General features: G+C 73.2%; 18 protein-coding genes. 6 read left to right on the top strand and 12 right to left on the bottom strand.

The annotated features are described in order from the left end of the window. Nucleotides 1-65 precede the first annotated feature (65 nt). Complete coding sequence (locus ABZ914_RS02025; protein ID WP_500191024.1) at nt 66-1,460, top strand: MFS transporter; 1,395 nt, start codon at nt 66-68, stop codon at nt 1,458-1,460. Between the two features lie 13 nt (nt 1,461-1,473). Here ABZ914_RS02025 and ABZ914_RS02020 read toward each other — a convergent pair whose 3' ends face one another. The 3 genes from ABZ914_RS02020 to ABZ914_RS02010 form a co-directional block, all read right to left on the bottom strand. Then, complete coding sequence (locus ABZ914_RS02020) at nt 1,474-1,653, bottom strand: hypothetical protein (RefSeq protein ID WP_500191023.1); 180 nt, start codon at nt 1,651-1,653, stop codon at nt 1,474-1,476. 91 nt (nt 1,654-1,744) lie between these two features. Then, a complete protein-coding gene (locus ABZ914_RS02015; protein WP_500191021.1) occupies nt 1,745-2,656 on the bottom strand; it encodes an alkaline phosphatase family protein in 912 nt (303 codons plus the stop codon). Nucleotides 2,657-2,940: 284 nt separating this feature from the next. Beyond that, on the bottom strand, nt 2,941-3,270 hold the full coding sequence (locus tag ABZ914_RS02010) for a putative quinol monooxygenase (protein WP_500191020.1): 330 nt from the start codon (nt 3,268-3,270) through the stop codon (nt 2,941-2,943). Nucleotides 3,271-3,333: 63 nt separating this feature from the next. On the opposite strand from ABZ914_RS02010, the gene ABZ914_RS02005 reads away from it, so the two are divergent. Then, on the top strand, nt 3,334-3,693 hold the full coding sequence (locus tag ABZ914_RS02005; protein WP_500191019.1) for a MerR family transcriptional regulator: 360 nt from the start codon (nt 3,334-3,336) through the stop codon (nt 3,691-3,693). 30 nt (nt 3,694-3,723) lie between these two features. Here ABZ914_RS02005 and ABZ914_RS02000 read toward each other — a convergent pair whose 3' ends face one another. Both ABZ914_RS02000 and ABZ914_RS01995 read right to left on the bottom strand, forming a co-directional pair. Beyond that, nucleotides 3,724-4,431 (bottom strand): carbon-nitrogen hydrolase family protein, encoded by a 708-nt coding sequence (locus tag ABZ914_RS02000; RefSeq protein WP_500191017.1) that lies wholly within the window; start codon nt 4,429-4,431, stop codon nt 3,724-3,726. 94 nt (nt 4,432-4,525) lie between these two features. After that, a complete protein-coding gene (locus ABZ914_RS01995) occupies nt 4,526-5,479 on the bottom strand; it encodes a helix-turn-helix domain-containing protein (RefSeq protein ID WP_500191015.1) in 954 nt (317 codons plus the stop codon). A 71-nt stretch (nt 5,480-5,550) separates the two neighbouring features. On the opposite strand from ABZ914_RS01995, the gene ABZ914_RS01990 reads away from it, so the two are divergent. Together ABZ914_RS01990 and ABZ914_RS01985 are read left to right on the top strand one after the other, a co-directional pair. Continuing rightward, a complete protein-coding gene (locus tag ABZ914_RS01990; protein WP_500191013.1) occupies nt 5,551-6,390 on the top strand; it encodes an alpha/beta fold hydrolase in 840 nt (279 codons plus the stop codon). Between the two features lie 144 nt (nt 6,391-6,534). Beyond that, nucleotides 6,535-7,161, top strand: a complete 627-nt coding sequence (locus ABZ914_RS01985; protein WP_500191012.1) for an FMN-dependent NADH-azoreductase — start codon at nt 6,535-6,537, stop codon at nt 7,159-7,161. A 7-nt stretch (nt 7,162-7,168) separates the two neighbouring features. Here ABZ914_RS01985 and ABZ914_RS01980 read toward each other — a convergent pair whose 3' ends face one another. Beyond that, nucleotides 7,169-8,650 (bottom strand): MFS transporter, encoded by a 1,482-nt coding sequence (locus tag ABZ914_RS01980; RefSeq protein ID WP_500191011.1) that lies wholly within the window; start codon nt 8,648-8,650, stop codon nt 7,169-7,171. A gap of 57 nt (nt 8,651-8,707) precedes the next feature. On the opposite strand from ABZ914_RS01980, the gene ABZ914_RS01975 reads away from it, so the two are divergent. Both ABZ914_RS01975 and ABZ914_RS01970 read left to right on the top strand, forming a co-directional pair. After that, nucleotides 8,708-9,349, top strand: coding sequence for a TetR/AcrR family transcriptional regulator (locus ABZ914_RS01975; RefSeq protein ID WP_500191009.1), 642 nt, complete (start codon nt 8,708-8,710; stop codon nt 9,347-9,349). Between the two features lie 55 nt (nt 9,350-9,404). After that, nucleotides 9,405-9,890: a flavin reductase family protein gene (locus ABZ914_RS01970; RefSeq protein ID WP_500191008.1), complete on the top strand. Its 486-nt coding sequence runs from the start codon at nt 9,405-9,407 to the stop codon at nt 9,888-9,890. 9 nt (nt 9,891-9,899) lie between these two features. Here ABZ914_RS01970 and ABZ914_RS01965 read toward each other — a convergent pair whose 3' ends face one another. From ABZ914_RS01965 to ABZ914_RS01940, 6 genes are read right to left on the bottom strand one after another with little or no spacing between them, the layout of a single operon-like run. Then, nucleotides 9,900-11,474, bottom strand: a complete 1,575-nt coding sequence (locus ABZ914_RS01965) for a SpoIIE family protein phosphatase (protein ID WP_500191007.1) — start codon at nt 11,472-11,474, stop codon at nt 9,900-9,902. Then, on the bottom strand, nt 11,464-13,206 hold the full coding sequence (locus ABZ914_RS01960; RefSeq protein WP_500191005.1) for an ATP-binding protein: 1,743 nt from the start codon (nt 13,204-13,206) through the stop codon (nt 11,464-11,466). The genes ABZ914_RS01965 and ABZ914_RS01960 overlap by 11 nt, the downstream gene beginning before the upstream one ends. Continuing rightward, entirely contained in the window at nt 13,203-14,252 is a 1,050-nt protein-coding gene (locus ABZ914_RS01955; RefSeq protein WP_500191004.1) for an ATP-binding protein, read from the bottom strand. Before ABZ914_RS01955 ends, ABZ914_RS01960 begins: the two co-directional genes overlap by 4 nt. Then, nucleotides 14,240-14,647: an ATP-binding protein gene (locus tag ABZ914_RS01950; protein ID WP_500191002.1), complete on the bottom strand. Its 408-nt coding sequence runs from the start codon at nt 14,645-14,647 to the stop codon at nt 14,240-14,242. Before ABZ914_RS01950 ends, ABZ914_RS01955 begins: the two co-directional genes overlap by 13 nt. Then, nucleotides 14,644-15,030, bottom strand: a complete 387-nt coding sequence (locus ABZ914_RS01945) for an STAS domain-containing protein (protein ID WP_500191000.1) — start codon at nt 15,028-15,030, stop codon at nt 14,644-14,646. The genes ABZ914_RS01950 and ABZ914_RS01945 overlap by 4 nt, the downstream gene beginning before the upstream one ends. Further along, entirely contained in the window at nt 15,030-15,848 is an 819-nt protein-coding gene (locus ABZ914_RS01940; protein ID WP_500190999.1) for an STAS domain-containing protein, read from the bottom strand. Before ABZ914_RS01940 ends, ABZ914_RS01945 begins: the two co-directional genes overlap by 1 nt. Between the last annotated feature and the right edge of the window lie 144 nt (nt 15,849-15,992).

The following is a 15,992-nucleotide window of genomic DNA, read 5'->3' as shown; positions in this document are numbered from 1 at the left end:
AACATACATGTTACGCTCCCCGTTGTAAGTCGTACTTTCACATACGAGTTAGGGGAGGGCTGTCGATGACAGAAGAGATCCAGGGCACGTCCGCGCAGGTCGCGGCGGTTCATCCGCTGCGATGGCGCATCCTCGGATTCCTGGGCGTGGCCCAGCTGATGCTGATCCTCGACGTCACCGTCGTGGCCATCGCGCTGCCGCACATCGAGACCGATCTCGGCCTGAGCCGCCAGGCCGTGACCTGGACGGTCAGCGCCTACACCCTCGCGTTCGGCGGCCTCATGCTGCTGGGCGGGCGGACCGCCGACCTGATCGGGGCCAAGCGGGTGGTCCTCGCCGGACTCCTGGTCTTCACGGCGGCGTCGCTCACCACCGGGCTCGCCGGATCGGCCGAGGTGCTGCTGGGCGGCCGCGTCGCCCAGGGCGTCGGCGCGGCGATGCTGTCCCCGTCGGCGCTGTCGCTCGTCGTGAGCATGTTCGACGGGGACGAGCGGAACAAGGCGCTGGGCGTCTGGTCGGCGCTCGGCGGTGGCGGCGCCGCCCTCGGCGTGCTGCTGGGCGGCCTGCTCACCGCCGGTCCCGGCTGGCCGTGGGTCTTCTTCGTCAACGTGCCCATCGGCCTGGCGATCTTCGTCGCGCTCGCCTGGATGCTGCCGCGGCAGCCCGTGGTGACGCCCCGGCCCCGGCTCGACGTGCTCGGAGCGGCGCTGGTCACCGCCTCCTCCAGCGTGCTGATCTACGCGGTCAACCGCGCCGGCGACCACGGCTGGTTCACGGCCGCGACCGGCGGGTTCGTGCTGGTCGCCGTCGTCGGCTACCTGGCGTTCGTCGTCAGGCAGAGGACCGCCGCGTCGCCGATGATGGACGTCGTGCTGCTGGTGCGGCGGCCGGTGGCCACCGGCACGTTCCTCATCGCGATGGCGACGGCCCTGATGGTCGCGGTCTTCTTCCTCGGCACGTTCTACTTCCAGCACGGCCGGGACTACGGCGCTCTGCTCACCGGGCTGCTGTTCCTCCCGGTCGCGGGGGCGACGATGCTGGGCGCGGACCTCACCGGACGGGTGATCGCCAAGGCGGGCGCCCGCCGGATGGGCGTGGCCGGCCTGCTCACCGCCGCCGTCGGCATGGCCGTGCCCGCCCTGTCGACGCATCCCGCGACCGTGGTGGCCGGCATCGCGATCGCGGGCGCGGGCACCGGCGCCGTCTTCGTCGTCGCGTCGGCGACCGCGCTCGGACAGGTGGCTCCGCACGAAGCCGGCATCGCCTCCGGAATCGTCAGCACCTTCCACGAGTTCGGCGCCTCGATCGGCGCCGCGGTGATCTCCAGCGTCGCGGCGGCGAGCATCGTCGGCGACACCCTGTCCGGTTTCACCGACGGCTTCGTCCTCGCCTCCGCGGTCGCCGCCGCGGCGGCCCTCGTGGCGGCCGTCCTGACCCCCGGCCGCCCCAACGCGAGCTGACGAGTGATCGTGGTCAGAAGACGGGGTTGAGGGCGGCGGTCAGGAATCGGCGGGGGGTGCCGGAGCCGTCGGCGGGGACGGTCCACAGGTCGGAGCCGTAGTCGCCCGGCAGCGAGTAGGCGACCTGCGCGCCGCCGACGCAGACGGCCTGGTCGTCGACGCTCCTGGTCTCGGCCAGCGGGGTCTCGCCCATGGTCCGCAGATCGAGGACGGTGAGGCGCCACGAGGCGCAGCGCGCGCCGTCCCGGGGGCGCGCGCTCGCGACGCCCCCGGGACCGTGGTCGTCACTGCCAGATCGCGGTGATGGGGGAGGCCGACGCCGCGTTCCCGGCGTGGGTGGTGCCGTACATGTCCTCGATGGTCCGCAGCAGGTTGTAGTGGTTGTACTGGGTGGCGTCCGCACCGGTCTTGACGTGGGCGCCGTACACGACCGCCGGGATCCGGTTGCCGGCGAGGCCGTTGTCCTCGTCGAAGGTGACGATGAGGACGCTGTTGTGGGTCTTGGCCCACTGGGCGTAGCCCTCGAGCTTGCTCTTGAGCCACGTGTCACCGGTGCTGACCGAGCAGTCGTGCATGTCGTTGCACAGGTTCGGCACGACGAACGACACCGTCGGCAGCGTGGTGTAGTCGGTGGGCCATTGCGTGAACGTGTGGCCCGTGGACGCCGGCAGGTTGCTGAAGGAGAACCACGGGTTGTGCTTGCGGGCGTACTTGCCCGAGCTGCTGCTGCACACCGTGGACCCCTCGGACGGCAGGCCCTCGTTGTAGCTGCCGAAGGTCCGGCCGGCGGTGCGGACCTCGGCGCCGAGGTTCGCCGTGCCGTAGGGGGATCCGGGCGGCGGGCAGGTGTCGTCCGTGGTGCCCTGCGTGCTGCCGGAGAACAGCGCGAAGTAGTTCGGCTGGCTCGGGTGCGTCTCGGCGTAGAAGTTGGTGAGGTTGGCGCCGCCGTTCGCCAGCGAGGTGAGGTACGGCGCGCTCGAAGAGCCGATGACCTGCGAGTACGAGTGGTTCTCGAAGATCGCCACGACGACGTGGTCCGGGGTCGGCACGGTGGCGGCGTGCGCTTCGCGGCGCGCGCTCGTGGCGGTCACCGCGATCGCGCACACCAGCGCGGCGAGGACGGCGGCGAGGGCGATCGGCAGCGGCCGGCGCGGGGCCGGCCATGGGGCACGGGAGTGGGCGTTTCGTTCGGGCACGGGGCCTCCTGCGAATGCGTCCGCTGCCGGGCGACGGGGGGTGGGCCCGGCGACCGAAAGATGTCACCGGCGCTCCTCGGCGCCGGGACGGTCGCGGGGCGGCCGGAAGACGCGTTCCCCAACGCTCGATGAACGGACCGCCGTTTCGGGCGTCCGTTCGGCGGCCCCTACCCGACCGTCAAGCCCCGAACCCGGCCGTCAAGCCCCGAACCCGGCCGTCAAGCCCCGGACCCGGCCCACCGAGGTGGGGCCGGGTCGCAGCTCGTTCGCACCAGCGCCCCTGGTCAGGCCGCGCCGCCGGGGTAAGGACTGATCATCGCGCCGAAGTAGGCCTCGGGTGCCCCTTCCATGTGCTCGGGCGCTTCGCTCATGAAGGCCCGCAGCAGCGGCGTCGCGTTGTGCCGGTCGAGATCCTCCTGCGAACGCCAGACCTCGTAGAGGAAGAACCGGCCGTCCTCCTGTTCGTGCAGGTGGTACTGGAGGCTGCCCTCGTGTCCCCGGGACGGCTCGACGAGATCCAGGAGGAGCCTCCTGAGTTCGTCGGCGTGCCCCGGCTTGGGGGTCAGGAATCCGTAGAGCGAAACGGGCGCTGATGTGGCCGAAGTCGTCGTCATGCGATCAACGTAGGATGTGACATCGATGTGAGGTTCAAGCCGCGCGCCTATGGGGTGGGTCACATGAAGATCGGGGAGCTGTCCCGCCGGACGGGCGTGTCCGTCCGCCTCCTGCGCTACTACGAGGCCCAAGCCCTGCTCACCTCGCACCGCAGCCAGGGCGGCCACCGCCATTACGGTCCCGAGGCCCCCGCGGCGGTCGTCCGCATCCGCGCCCTGCTCGCCGCCGGGCTCCCCACCCGGGTCATCCGGGAGATCATGCCCTGCTTCGCGGGCGACGGCACCGAGGTGCAGGCCTGCGTTCTCGACCACCTCAGAACCCAGATGGCCGAGCTGGATTCCCGCATGGCCGACCTCGCCCAGGCCCGAGCGGCCCTGGGCGACATCCTCCAGGCCTCCACCCGATCCCTTGCCGGCGCCTGAACCGGCCGTCGCCCCGGCCGCCGTTCCGGGTCAGCGGAGCGTCGCCGTCACCACGGCGTCGGGCTCCGCGCCGGCCTGGACGAGCACGTTCCCGTCCGGTGCCCAGACGCCGGAGCCGCCGGACGTCTCGCGGTACTCGCCGCTCGCTCCCGCAGCGGTGGACAGGACGACCCAGACGCCGTGTGCGGCGGCCCGATCCCGCATGTGCTCGTCGCGGCGGGCGGCCTGTTCCCGCCCTGCCCCGTACAGGGTGCTGGCCACGTAAGCGTCGATGCTCAAGGCCGCGGTGTCGGCCGCGTGCTGCGGCACCGCGGCGTCCCGGCAGACGGCCAGGCCCAGCCGCCATCCGTCGATCTCCAGGACCTCCGGCTTCTCGCCGGGACTGAACCGGCGGACCTCCTCGCCGTGAAGGTGCATCTTCCGATAGGCCACCGTCGTGCTCTCGCCCGTGACGGCCAGCGTCGCGATGTACTCCCGCCCATCGTCTTCCCGCACCGGAGCGCCCACCAGGGCGACCGCGTCGGCGCCGTCGCACGCGGCCCTGATCGGATCCAGCCGCGCGTCGTCCGCGGCCACGGCGGGAGCCGCAAGGTCGTAACCGGTCAGCGACAGCTCCGGGAAGACCACCAGACGCGCGCCCGCGCGCCGCACCACCCCGGCCTGGCGGCTGGCGTTATGGACGACGTCCAGCTCGTCACACGCGGGCTGGGCTACGGCGACCGTCAGAGATCCTCGCACGAGGACATCATTCCGGATGATCGACAGGTGGCGTCCACGAATCGTCGGAAGGCGTCCGTCGCCGTTCGCGGGTGCGGCGTCGGCTCCGCGGCCGTCAACGGCTTTCGCTGAAGGTCCGCCGGTAGGAGCCGGGTGTGGTGCCGAGGTGCGCCCGGAAGTGGCGGCGCAGATTGACCGCCGAGGCGAGGCCGACCCGGGTGGCGACGGCCTCCACGGGAAGGTCGGTCCGTTCGAGCAGCACCCGTGCCGCGTCGAGGCGGCGGCCGAGCAGCCACTGCCCCGGGCTGGTGCCGAGCTGTTCGGTGAACTGCCGGGCGAGGGTCCGGCTCGACAGTCCGGCGCGTTCGGCGAGCCGGGCGACGGTCAGCCGGGTGTCGAGCCGGGAGGCGGCCCACTCCAGCAGTGGCGCCAGCGACGCGTCCGCCTTGGCGGGGACGGGCTGTGCGGCGTACTGGAGCTGGCTGCCCTCGCGGTGCGGCGGCAGCACCATGTTCCGGGCGATCTGGGCGGCGTACGCCGCGCCGTGGTCGGAACGCACGAGGTGCAGGCACAGGTCGATGCCCGCGCCGGTTCCCGCGCTGGTCGCCACGTCGCCGTCGTCCACGTAGAGCACGTCCGGGTCCACGCGCACGTCGGGGAAGGAGGCGGCGAGACGGGCGGTGTGGCGCCAGTGGGTGGTGGCGCGGCGGCCGTCGAGGAGTCCGGCCTGGGCGAGGACGAACGCACCCGTGCAGATGGCGACGATCCTCGTCCCGCGCTGGTGGGCGGTCCGCAGCGCCTCGGTCACGGCCGGCGGCGCCGGTTCGGCGGCCGGCTGCCAGCCGGGGACGATCACGGTGTCGGCCTCCCGCAGGGCCGCCAGTCCCGCGTCGACGAGCATGGCGTAACCGGCGGTCGTCCGCAGAGGGCCGGGGCGCTCGGCGCAGATCCGGAAGTCGTAGCGGGCCGGCACCTCCGGGTGGGCGTTGCCGAAGACCTCGGTCGCGCAGGCGAGTTCGAAGGGCGATTGGGGCGGATGGAGCAGGGCCACGACCCGATGACGGTCCATGGCACGAATCTACCCATGGATGTCTTTTTGGACTCTCGGTCGCGGGGGCCGGCCCGGAGCACAGTGGTCGCATGAGCGAGACGACTGGAACGGACGTGCTGAGGACCGCGGTCCAGGTCGACGGGGAATCCGCCAGCTACCTGACCGCCGAGCGGGACGGTCCGCCGGTGTTGCTGCTGCACGGGACGTACTGGAGCCGGGTCTGGCTTCCGGTGGTGGGCCGGCTCGCGAAGGCGGGGCTGCGGCCCCTCGCGGTGGACCTCCCCGGGCTGGGGCGCTCGGGAGGCGAGTTGACCCCGGAGACCGCGACGGTCCCGGCTCTGGCGGGGTGGGTGGCGCGATTCGCGTCCGCGCTGGGGCTGTCCGGGCCGATCGCCGTGGCGGGCCATGACATCGGCGGCGCCGTCGCCCAGCACCTCCTCGTCCACGATCTGGTGGAGGTGTCCCGGCTGGCCCTGGTGAACTCGGTCCTCTACGACTCCTGGCCGGCGCCCCACGTGGCGAGGTTCCGGGAACCGGAGGTCGCCGCGGCGACCACCGGTGAAGAACTCCTCGCCGCCCGGCGGCGGGCCGTGGCGGCGGCGCTGGCCGGTGCCGCGACCGAGAAACTGATCGCCGACTACGTCGATCCGTGGACCGACCCGCGGGTCCGCCGCTCCTGGCTGGCCATGGCGGGCGCGGCCGAAAGCCGCTACACCCTCGACCTCGTTCCCGCGCTGCGGCGGTCCATGACGCCCAAGCTGCTGATCTGGGGCGAGGACGACGGCTTCGAAAGGGTGGAGTACGCCGAGAAGTTCGCCGGTGAGATGCCGCGGACCACGCTCGTGCGGATACCGGGGGCGGACCACATCCCCACGGAGAGCGCCCCCGGCCGGATCGCCGACGCCCTCATCGGCTTCTTCACGGCGTGACGACCTGCGCCGGTCGGCGCGGCCGGTAGCGCTCCGCCTCCGCGACCCGTCAAGGCGAGCCGCCCTTCCTTGCTAAGTGGACCGTGGTCCGCTAATCTCCTGGAGAGATGCGGACTACGGTCCGCTTATTGAAGGGATCAGGCCATGAGCCGTTTGCTGCACGTCTCCGCCTCGCCGCGCGGAACGTCCTCCGAGTCGCTGGCGCTCGCCACCACGTTCCTCGACGCCTACCGGGAGACCCACCCCGGCGACACCGTCGACCACCACGACCTCTGGGACGGCACGCTCCCGGAGTTCGGCCCCGCCGGAGCCGGGGCCAAGATGACCGTCTTCGGAGGCGCCGACCCGTCCGGCGCCCAGGAGCGCGCCTGGGCGGCCGCCCGCGCCGTCTTCGAGCGCTTCGACTCCTACGACCGCTACTTGTTCAGCGTCCCCATGTGGAACTCCGGCGTGCCGTACATCCTCAAGCAGTTCATCGACGTGGTCTCCCAGCCCGGCTGGGTGTTCGGCTTCGACCCCCAGCACGGCTACACCGGCCTCCTGCGGGACAAGAAGGCGGCCGTCGTCTACACGAGCGCCGTCTACGGCGACGGCCGCGGACCGGGCTTCGGCGCCGACTTCCAGAGCACGTTCTTCGAGGACTGGCTGCGCTGGGCCGGGATCACGGACATCGCCACCGTGCAGTTCCGTCCCAACCTCGCGACCGCCGACGCCGAGACGGGGCGCCGCGAGGCCCACGCCCGGGCCCGCGAGGAAGGCAAGCGCTTCTGACCGGGGGTCAGGCCGGACGATCGGCGGTCCCGGGACGCAGGCGATGGGCGAGAAGCATTCCGCCCACGGCGAGCAGCCCCGTCAGGACGAAGACGCCGAGCAGCGTGGTCCGCATCGAGGAGCCGTGGTCCTTCCCGAAGGCGATGGCCGCTCCGCCCAGCCCGGCGATCACGGCCGTGGCGAAGGTCTGGGCGAGCTGGAGCGCGCCGCTCGCCTCGCCCTGCCGTTCCGCGGGAGCCTGCTGCAGCGTCTGGGTGGTGGAGGCGTTGAATCCGACGCCCATTCCCAGGCCGCCGATCGACCATCCCAGCAGCGCCGTCCATGACGGCAGCGCGCTGGACAGGGTCGTCACCGCGATCAGGGCGACCCCGGCGGCCAGGACGGCGAAGCCGGCCGCGGTGGCGGCGGCGCGCCCGGCGCCGCCGGCGTCCCTCCTCGCCTGCAGCGCCGAACCGGCCACCCAGGTGATCGCCCCGGCCGAGAGGCCGAGGCCGGACACGGTGGCGCTCATGCCCCGCGACTCCTGGAGGCCGAGCGGAAGGAACGCCTCGGTGCCGAAGTAGGCCCCGCACAGCAGGGCGCGGACGGCGACGCCGGCCCCGAGGCCGCGACGGGCGCTCAGCGTGCCCGGCGGCGTCGCCCAGCGCAGCGCGGGGACCGTGACGAGGACGCCGACGGCGGCCAGGACGACCAGGGCGACGGCGTCGGTCAGCAGCAGTGCCTCCAGCAGGACGCCGGTCCCCGCGGTGAGCAGCACCGCACTGCCCAGTGGGCGCTTCCACCAGGGCAGTGCGGTGCTGGTGGTCTCGGCGCCGCCGGACCGCCGCAGTGCGCGCAACGGGGGCAGGGTGAGCGCGGCGGCGATCGCGATGATCGGCAGGATGAGCAGGAACACCGACCGCCACGTGGTCCGTTCGGCGAGGGTGCCGGTGGTGGCCGGGCCGACCAGCGAAGGGATGGTCCACGCCGACGAGAGCAGGGCGTACATCCGGGCTCGCAGGTGCTCGGGGTAGGCCAGCCCGATCACGGTGTAGGCCATCGCCATCACCGCGCCCACGCCGAGCCCCTGGCAGAAGCGGCCGGCCAGGAACGCCGGCCACGTGGGCGCGGCTCCGGCCACCGCGCAACCCGCCGCCAGCGCCAGCATGCCCCAGGCCATCGGACGCAGCGGTCCGCGCCGGTCGGCGTCCCGCCCGGCGACGACGGTGCCGATGACGTTGGCCAGCATGAGGGCCGACAGGCCCCAGCCGTAGGCGCCCAGGCCGTCGAGGTCCTCGGCGATGCCGGGCAGCACGGTGGCCACTCCGAGGGACTCCAAGGCCACGAGCCCGACCGACAGCAGGACGCCCAGCGTCAGCGCGCGATGGGCGCCGCCGAACACGCTGTCGCGGGCGGGGTCGGCCGTGGGCGACGGCGCGGGCGGGCCATCGTCCTCGTGGACGTGGTGATCGGGGGATCCGGCGGACGGATCGTCGGCGGGACGGACCATGGCGGCCTCCAGGTTACGTTTCGTTCCGGAACGGAACGTATCCCTTATACTGCCCTCATGGCCACCCCGACAAGCCGGTCCGCCGGCCCGCCCGCCTCCGCCGCCGGCGGGCGCCCTCGCGACGCCCGCATCGACGACGCGGTCCGGCGGGCGGTCGTCGAGATCCTCAACGAGGCCGGCTACAGCGGCCTGACGATGGAGGCGGCCGCGGCGCGCGCCGGCACCACGAAGCCCGCCATCCGGCGCCGGTGGCGTTCCCGCCAGCACCTCGTCGTCGACGCCCTGGCCACCACCGTCGGCACCGCGCCCACGCCGGACACCGGCTGCACCCATTGCGATCTCGTCGCCGGGATCAGCACGCTCAGCGAGGCCTTCACCACCGCCCTCGGCCGCAGGGCGCTGCCCGCGCTCGTCGCCGACCTCGCGGGCGACCCCGCGCTCGAACGGCACTTCTTCGAGCTCTTCTTCCACCCGCGCCGGGCGACCACCGCCGCCGCGCTCCGCCGCGGCATCGACCGGGGCGACCTGCGGCCGGACATCGACATCGACCTCCTGCTGGACATGCTCGCCTCGACGACCTACTACCGGGTGCTCTTCGGGCATCTGCCCGTCACGCCCGGCCTCGCCGAAGACGTCGTGGCCGTGATCCTGTCCGGCGTCGCCACCGACCAATGGCGCGGCCGCCACCCGTCCGGTTGAACCGGCAGCGTGTCGCCGCCCCATGCGCGTTCGAACCCGGACATAGGCTTGTGCGGTGGACGCCGATGAGTTCGTCGCAGGGTTCGACTACCCGATGTTCGTGGTGACCACCGTCGATCCCGGCACGGGCGCGCGTGCGGGCTGCCTGGTCGGGTTCGCCACGCAGACCAGCATCGAGCCCTTCCGGTTCCTGGTGTGCATTTCCCGCCGCAACCGCACGTACCGGGTGGCCCGGGAGGCGACGGTGCTGGCCGTGCACGTCCTCGACGAGGAGCAGCAGGACGTGGCGGCCCTGTTCGGAGAGCGGACGGGCGACGAGGTCGACAAGTTCGCCCGCTGCTCATGGCGGCCCGGGCCCGAAGGCGTCCCCCTGCTCACCGCCGCCCGCCGCCACCTGGTCGGCCGCGTCCTGGAGCGCACCGAACTCGGCGATCACGTCGGCTTCCTGCTCGACCCCGTGGACGTGAAGGCCGGGGCGGAGACCGTGCCGCTCACCTTCCGCTCCCTGCCCGCCATGGAGCCCGGGCACGAGAGCGGGTGACCCGCCCGGTCAGCGCGCCCGGCGCAGGGCGATGAAGGCGACGTCGTCCTCGCGGGGGCCGAACTCGGAGATCACCCGGTCGCTGAACTCCTCGAGGTCGTCGTCCACGTCGGCCGCGACGGAGGCGAGCCGTTCGAGGTTGTCGGACAGCGAGATGCCGCGGTCCTCGATGAGGCCGTCGGTGATGAGGACGACGGTGCCCCCCGGCGGCACCACGACCTCCTCGCTCCCGACGCCCTCGACGGGGAAACCGAGCAGGATGCCGCCCCCCTTGCCGTACCGGGCCCCGTCCTCGTCGATGTAGAGCGGCGCCAGGTGCCCCGCGTTGGCCACATGCAGGGCGCCCGTGCGGGGATCGAGCGTCATCAGGCACATCGTCGCGGTCTCGTTGTCGTGGTACCGCTGCAGGACCCGGCTGAGGAGCCCGAGGATGGTGGTGGCGTCGTGGCCCTCGTCGGCGAAGGCGCGCAGCGCGTGGCGGATCTCGGCCATCACGGTGGCCGCGTGCAGCGAGTGCCCCTGGACGTCGCCGATGGCGACGAGCACATGGTCGCCCTGCTGCAGGACCTCGTAGAAGTCGCCGCCGACCTCGGCCTGGTCGCTGGCCGGCTCGTAGCGGACCGCGAACGTCCAGCCCGGGATGACGGGGTGGGTCTCGGGGAGCAGGCTCCGCTGCAGGGTCAGCGAGATGAGGTGCTCCTCGCTGTAGGACCGCATCGCCTCCATCGCCAGGGCGAGTGTCTGCCCGAGCTGGCGGAGCAGGTTGGTGTCGTCCTCGTCCATCGCGTCCGGCGCCTGGATCGCGACGCAGATCGGCGGGCGGCCCTTCTTCACCAGCGACATCACCACCACGACGTCGCCCTCGGCGGCGGTGTCGGGAAGCGCCGCCCGCCAGTCGTCCGCGGGGATCCGCACGACCTCCGTTCCCGTGGCGTCCCGGAGGCCGGTGCGCCGCGCCAGCCGGTCGAACAGGCCGGCGGGGAAGTCCCGGTGCCAGGGGTCGCCGTCGAGGCACACGGTCCGCCGGGGCCGCCGGTGCGGAGGCATGATGAACGCCGCCGTCGGCGTTCCGAAGACCTCGAAGGCGCCGCACGCCGCCACCTCCGCGAGCCCGTCGAAGCTCTCCGCCGCGTTGATGGCCAGGGACGTGCTGGTGAACGCCGCGAGCCGCTCGGCCGTCCGCTCGGCCTTCCGGCGCGCCCGGGAGTAGCGGAGCACGGCGTCGACGGTGGCGATGAACTCGCCCGGGTCGATCGGGTCGACCATGTAGGCGTCCGCCCCCTGCCGCAGGCCGTGGGTGCGGTCGGTGACGTCGACCGCCGACGCCGAGATGTGGATGACGGGCAGCGAGGCGGTCCGCGGCGCCGCCTTGATCCGCTCGCAGACCTCGATCCCGCTCATGTCCGGCAGGCGGACGTCCAGGATCACCAGGTCCACTTGGTGCGCGGCGAGCCGCTCCCAGGTCTGCGCGGCCGTCGACGCCTCCACCACGGTGTGCCCGGCGCGCCGCAGCCAGCTGCCGATGATGTAGCGCTTGGTGTCGATGTCGTCGACGACCAGGGTGGTGCAGTGGTCAGCGGTCATCGGCGTCCTCCCTGGCGCGCGCCCTCCGCGCCCGCGCCCGCCGCACGGCGTCGGCCAGCATCTCGGGGCCGAGGCGGTCCTTGCCGAGCTCGGCGTCGGCCCGTTCCGGACGGGCTCCCGGCGCGTTCGCCGTGTCGATCGAGGTGAGCAGGACCACGGCGGTGCCGTCCGGAAGCCCGTCCAGCGGCGGGACGTCCCCGGCGCCGCAGAGGCGGGCGTCCAGCAGGACCAGGTCGGGGGGAGCGGAGGCGACCGCGGCGGAGGCGGACCGGACGTCGGCGGCCTCGTCCACCCGCGCCGCCGCGTCCTCGACGAGGCCGCGCAGGACCCGGCGGGCGGCCTCCTCGCCGTCGACGATCAGGACGTGGCCGAGCGCCAGTTCCCGCAGGGACCGGTGCGGGGGCAGCCGCAGCGTCACCGTGGTGCCCCGCCCCGGCGTGCTCTCCAGCCGCAGCTCGCCGCCGAGGAGCCGGGCGAGCTTGCGCGCGTACGGCAGCCCCAGCCCCGTCCCGCCCCGGCGGTTGCCCGGGACCTGGTAGAACTCCTCGAAGACCCGCTCCTGGTCCTGGGGGGCGATCCCGATTCCGGTGTCGGACACGCTGAAATCCACGTGGGCGGGCGCGGCGTCGACGGTGAGGCGGACCTCGCCCTCGGCGGTGAAGGTCAGCGCGTTGGCCAGCAGGTTGCGCAGGATCCGGGTCAGCATCACCTCGTCGGTGACCAGGACGGGCGGGGCGAGCCGGTCGTCCACGGTCAGCGTGAGCGCGGCCTCCTCGGCCATCGGCGCCAGCAGCTCCCGCAGCCGCGCGAGGACGCTCGGGACGCGCACGGGGGCGGGCTGCGGTTCGAGCCTCCCGCGCTCCGCCTTGGCCATGTCCAGTAGCTCGTCGACCAGGGAGACGAGGGTGTCGCTGGTGTCGGCGATCAGGGAGATCTGGTGCCGCTGCTCTTCGGTCAGCGGGTCGGCGGCCGGGTCCAGCAGGAGCCGGGCCAGGCCGATGATGCCGTTCACGGGGGTGCGCAGCTCGTGGCTGACGGTGGCCCAGAACCGGTTCTTGGCCTCTCCGGCCTCGCGGAGCTGGTCGGACTTCTCCTCCAGCTCGGCGTACAGCGCGACGACCCCCCGGTTGGTCTTCTCCAGCTCCTCCGACAGCTCGCTGTACAGCGCCATCACGCCGCGGTTGGTCTCCTCCAACTCGGCGTTCAGCGCGCGCAGTTCCTCGCGCTGCGACCGCACCTCCTCCAGGGCCTGGACGAGCTCGGCGTTCTGCGTGCGCAGCTCGTCCAGGACCGAGACCGGCGCCAGGCGCACCAGTTGCGCGCACAGGTCCGCCACGGCGGCCTCGGAGGCCGGCGCCGCGGGCGCGGGCAGGTCCTTGCGGATCCTGACCAGCAGGCGGTCGGCGCCGTCCTCCTGCTCCACCCGGTCCACCAGGCGGGCGGCGGCCGCGGTCCCCGGGGTGAAGCGGTCCGCACCGGGCCGGGGCCGGAGGCTCAGCTCGACCAGCAGGCCGGGCCGCGTCCCCTGGTCGAGCAGGAACACGACCAGCACCCGCCCGGCGTGCGCGAACAGGTCCCGGCCGACCTCGCTGAGGGCGGTGGCCACCCGGACCTGGTCCTGCGGGTCCAGCCCGACGGCGCCGGCCACCCGCCGGCCCGCCCGGCGGACGGCGAACACGCCCTCCTCGTCCGCGATCTCGATGCGCAGCAGATCGACGATCACCGGGGTCACCGGCCGTCCCGCGGGACGACCGCGAGGACGCACCGGTCGTCGTGCCGGACCCCGGCGTCGCGCATCAGGGCCCCGGCGACCAGCAGCGGGTCGTGGCCGGACGGATCGGGCTGCAGGGCGGCGTCCCACCGGTCGGTGAGCCCGTCGGAGTGCAGCACCACGGCCGCCCCGGCGGGCAGGTCGTAGACGTGCTCGCGGAACGTCCTGGCCTGCGCCCCGGCGATGCCCGGCACGGAGATCATGCCGTGCCGGCGGCCGGCGCCGACGGTCCACGCGGCGACGTTGCCGAGCCCCGCGAAACGCACCTGCCGGGCCGCCGGGTCAACGGCCGCGACGGCGACCGCGCCGCCGCGGGTCGAGGAGAGGCTCCGGTGGACGTGCCGCAGGATCTCCGCCGGCCGCGCCGGCAGCGCCATCCTCCGCACCGCTTCGACCGCTTCCCGCGAGGCGCGAGCGGCCAGCGGCCCGTGCCCCAGGCCGTCGCAGAGCATGGCGTAGACCACCCCGGCCTCGGTACGGACGGCGTAGGCGTCCCCGCACTCCTGCTCGCCGTCGATCGGCCTGGTCAGCCCGCAGAACACCGGTTCCGGCGCGGCATCCTCACCGGGCTGGTGGAAGCGGGCGAACAGGACCGTGCCGTGGCCCGGCACCGAATGCAGCCCGCTGCGATCGGCGAGCCTCTCGATCGCTCCGAGCCCGAGGCCCAGCGTGCCGCTGGTGGAGTAGCCGTCCACCCGCGAACCGGGCACGTCGGCCATGCCCGGGCCCCTGTCCATGCTGAGCAGTTCGAGCTCGGCGGACGCCCCGTTCCGGGCGATCCGCGCCATCATCTCGCCCTCGCGGGCGTGCTTGATCAGGTTGGTGGCCATCTCGGTCGCGGCCAGCTGGACCTGGCCGAGCCGCTCGCCGGTGAAGCCGAGCCGTTCGGCGAGCACCGTCGCCCGGCGCCGCGCGCCCGCCGCGGCGCTCCGCTCCTCGACCCGCATCCACAGCACGTCCCCCGCCGGAGCGCCGCCCTCCGGGCCCGCGCCGGTCAACGCGCCCACTTGACCACCGTGACGGTGGTGCCCCGGCCCGCCTCGGTGTCCAGCTCGAACTCGTCGGCGAGCTTGCGCGCGCCGGACAGCCCCAGCCCGAGCCCGCTCCCGCTCGTCCAGCCGTCGGTGAGGGCCAGGTCCACATCGGCGATGCCCGGCCCCTCGTCGCGGAACGTGATCCGGATGCCGGCCCGCCCGCCCGGGCTGGCGACCTGCTCGATGCTCACCGCACCGCCCCCGCCGTAGACGAGGGTGTTGCGGGCCAGCTCGCTCGCCGCGGTGACGATCTTCGTCTGGTCGACCAGGGACATGCCCGCCGCGGAGGCCGCGACGCGCACCAGTTGCCGCACCCGCACCACGTCGTCGTTGGAGCGCAGCGGCGCCTCCTCCCCGGAGGTCGTCACCGGCCGTCCAGGGCGCCGGCGCCGAGGGCCGGCAGCGGCGCGCCCAGCAGCCGCATGCCCTGCTCCAGGTCCAGGGCGGTGCGGATGCCGCCCAGGGACAGCCCCAGCTCGACGAGCGTGATCGCCACGGCCGGGCGCATGCCCACCACGACCGTCTCGGCGTCCATCAGCCGCGACATCGCGGCGATGGTGGCGAACATCCGGCCGATGAAGGAGTCGACGATGTCCACCGCGGTGATGTCGATGATCACTCCGCGCGCCCGGGTCGCGACGATGCGCTCGGCGAGGTCCTCCTGCAGCGCGAGCACCGTCTGGTCCTGCAGGTCCACCTGGATGGACACCAGCAGGACCGCACCGATCTTGAGAATCGGCACCCGCTCCATCAGGCGCTCTCCCCGCCGACGACGCGGATGCCCTTGCGGTCGAGCGCGTACTCCAGCGCGTCGGCGAGCGTGGCCTTGGTGACGATGTCGCCGAACTCGATGCCGAGGGCGACGATCGTCTGCGCGATCTGCGGGCGGATGCCCGACACCACGCAGTGGGTGCCCATCAGCCGCGCCGCCATCACCGTCTTCAGCAGGTGCTGCGCGACCTCGGTGTCCACCGCGGGCACCCCGGTGATGTCGATGACGGCGTACTGCGACCCGGTGTCGACCAGCATCTGCAGCAGCGTCTCCATCACCACCTGGGTGCGGGCGGAGTCCAGGGTCCCGACCAGGGGAACGCCGAGGATGCCGTCCCACAGCTTCACCACCGGCGTGGACAGCTCCAGCAGCTGCTCGGCCTGGTCGGCGATCACCTGCTCGCGCGTGGCGGCGTAGGTCTCGAAGGTCAGGAGCCCGAGGTCGTCGATGAACGAGGAGAACCTGATGAACTCGCCGTAGGCGGCGGTGTCGCCGGCGGCCTCGACGTGCTCGTGCACGGCCTGCTTGAGGGAGAAGACGCTGATCGCGGTCTCCGCCGGGCTGAAGCCCTGCCGGGCCCGGTTGCGCGACATCTCGGCCAGGGCGGCCTGCAGCTCGCCGCCGCCCGACCCGTCCCCGTCGGCGACGGCCGCCTCGACGAGCCCGTAGAGCTCGGTCAGCTCCGTGCGCAGCTCGCGCTCGGTGATCCGGCCTCGGACACCCTCCGTGGCCACCCGGACCCACCGCTCGAGCACGCCCTCCCGCTCCGACCGCAGCAGTCCTGCCACGTGTTCCACCGAACCACCCTTCACCAGGCGCGCTCCCGTCACTGCATCAACTGGTCCAACAGGGGACGAGGCGAACAGTACCGGCCGGTAGGAATATTTGCCATCCGACAACTATGTGGCCGGCATCGCATAGGCGCAAGCACCCTGGGTCGT

Origin of the sequence: Spirillospora sp. NPDC046719 (genome assembly GCF_040645715.1) — a bacterium.
In the GTDB taxonomy this organism is placed as follows: domain Bacteria; phylum Actinomycetota; class Actinomycetes; order Streptosporangiales; family Streptosporangiaceae; genus Spirillospora.
The sequence above is the reverse complement of the archived record's forward strand: the minus strand, read 5'-3'. Positions and strand labels throughout refer to the sequence as shown.

Bases quoted from the DNA above. Each gene is read 5' to 3' on its own strand.
- ABZ914_RS02010 (WP_500191020.1), bottom strand. From the start codon at position 3,270: ATGACGACGACTTCGGCCACATCAGCGCCCGTTTCGCTCTACGGATTC.
- ABZ914_RS01990 (WP_500191013.1), top strand. From the start codon at position 5,551: ATGAGCGAGACGACTGGAACGGACGTGCTGAGGACCGCGGTCCAGGTC.
- ABZ914_RS02020 (WP_500191023.1), bottom strand. From the start codon at position 1,653: ATGGGCGAGACCCCGCTGGCCGAGACCAGGAGCGTCGACGACCAGGCC.
- ABZ914_RS01995 (WP_500191015.1), bottom strand. From the start codon at position 5,479: ATGGACCGTCATCGGGTCGTGGCCCTGCTCCATCCGCCCCAATCGCCC.
- ABZ914_RS01975 (WP_500191009.1), top strand. From the start codon at position 8,708: ATGGCCACCCCGACAAGCCGGTCCGCCGGCCCGCCCGCCTCCGCCGCC.
- ABZ914_RS02025 (WP_500191024.1), top strand. From the start codon at position 66: ATGACAGAAGAGATCCAGGGCACGTCCGCGCAGGTCGCGGCGGTTCAT.
- ABZ914_RS01985 (WP_500191012.1), top strand. From the start codon at position 6,535: ATGAGCCGTTTGCTGCACGTCTCCGCCTCGCCGCGCGGAACGTCCTCC.
- ABZ914_RS01980 (WP_500191011.1), bottom strand. From the start codon at position 8,650: ATGGTCCGTCCCGCCGACGATCCGTCCGCCGGATCCCCCGATCACCAC.
- ABZ914_RS02005 (WP_500191019.1), top strand. From the start codon at position 3,334: ATGAAGATCGGGGAGCTGTCCCGCCGGACGGGCGTGTCCGTCCGCCTC.
- ABZ914_RS01965 (WP_500191007.1), bottom strand. From the start codon at position 11,474: ATGACCGCTGACCACTGCACCACCCTGGTCGTCGACGACATCGACACC.
- ABZ914_RS01945 (WP_500191000.1), bottom strand. From the start codon at position 15,030: ATGGAGCGGGTGCCGATTCTCAAGATCGGTGCGGTCCTGCTGGTGTCC.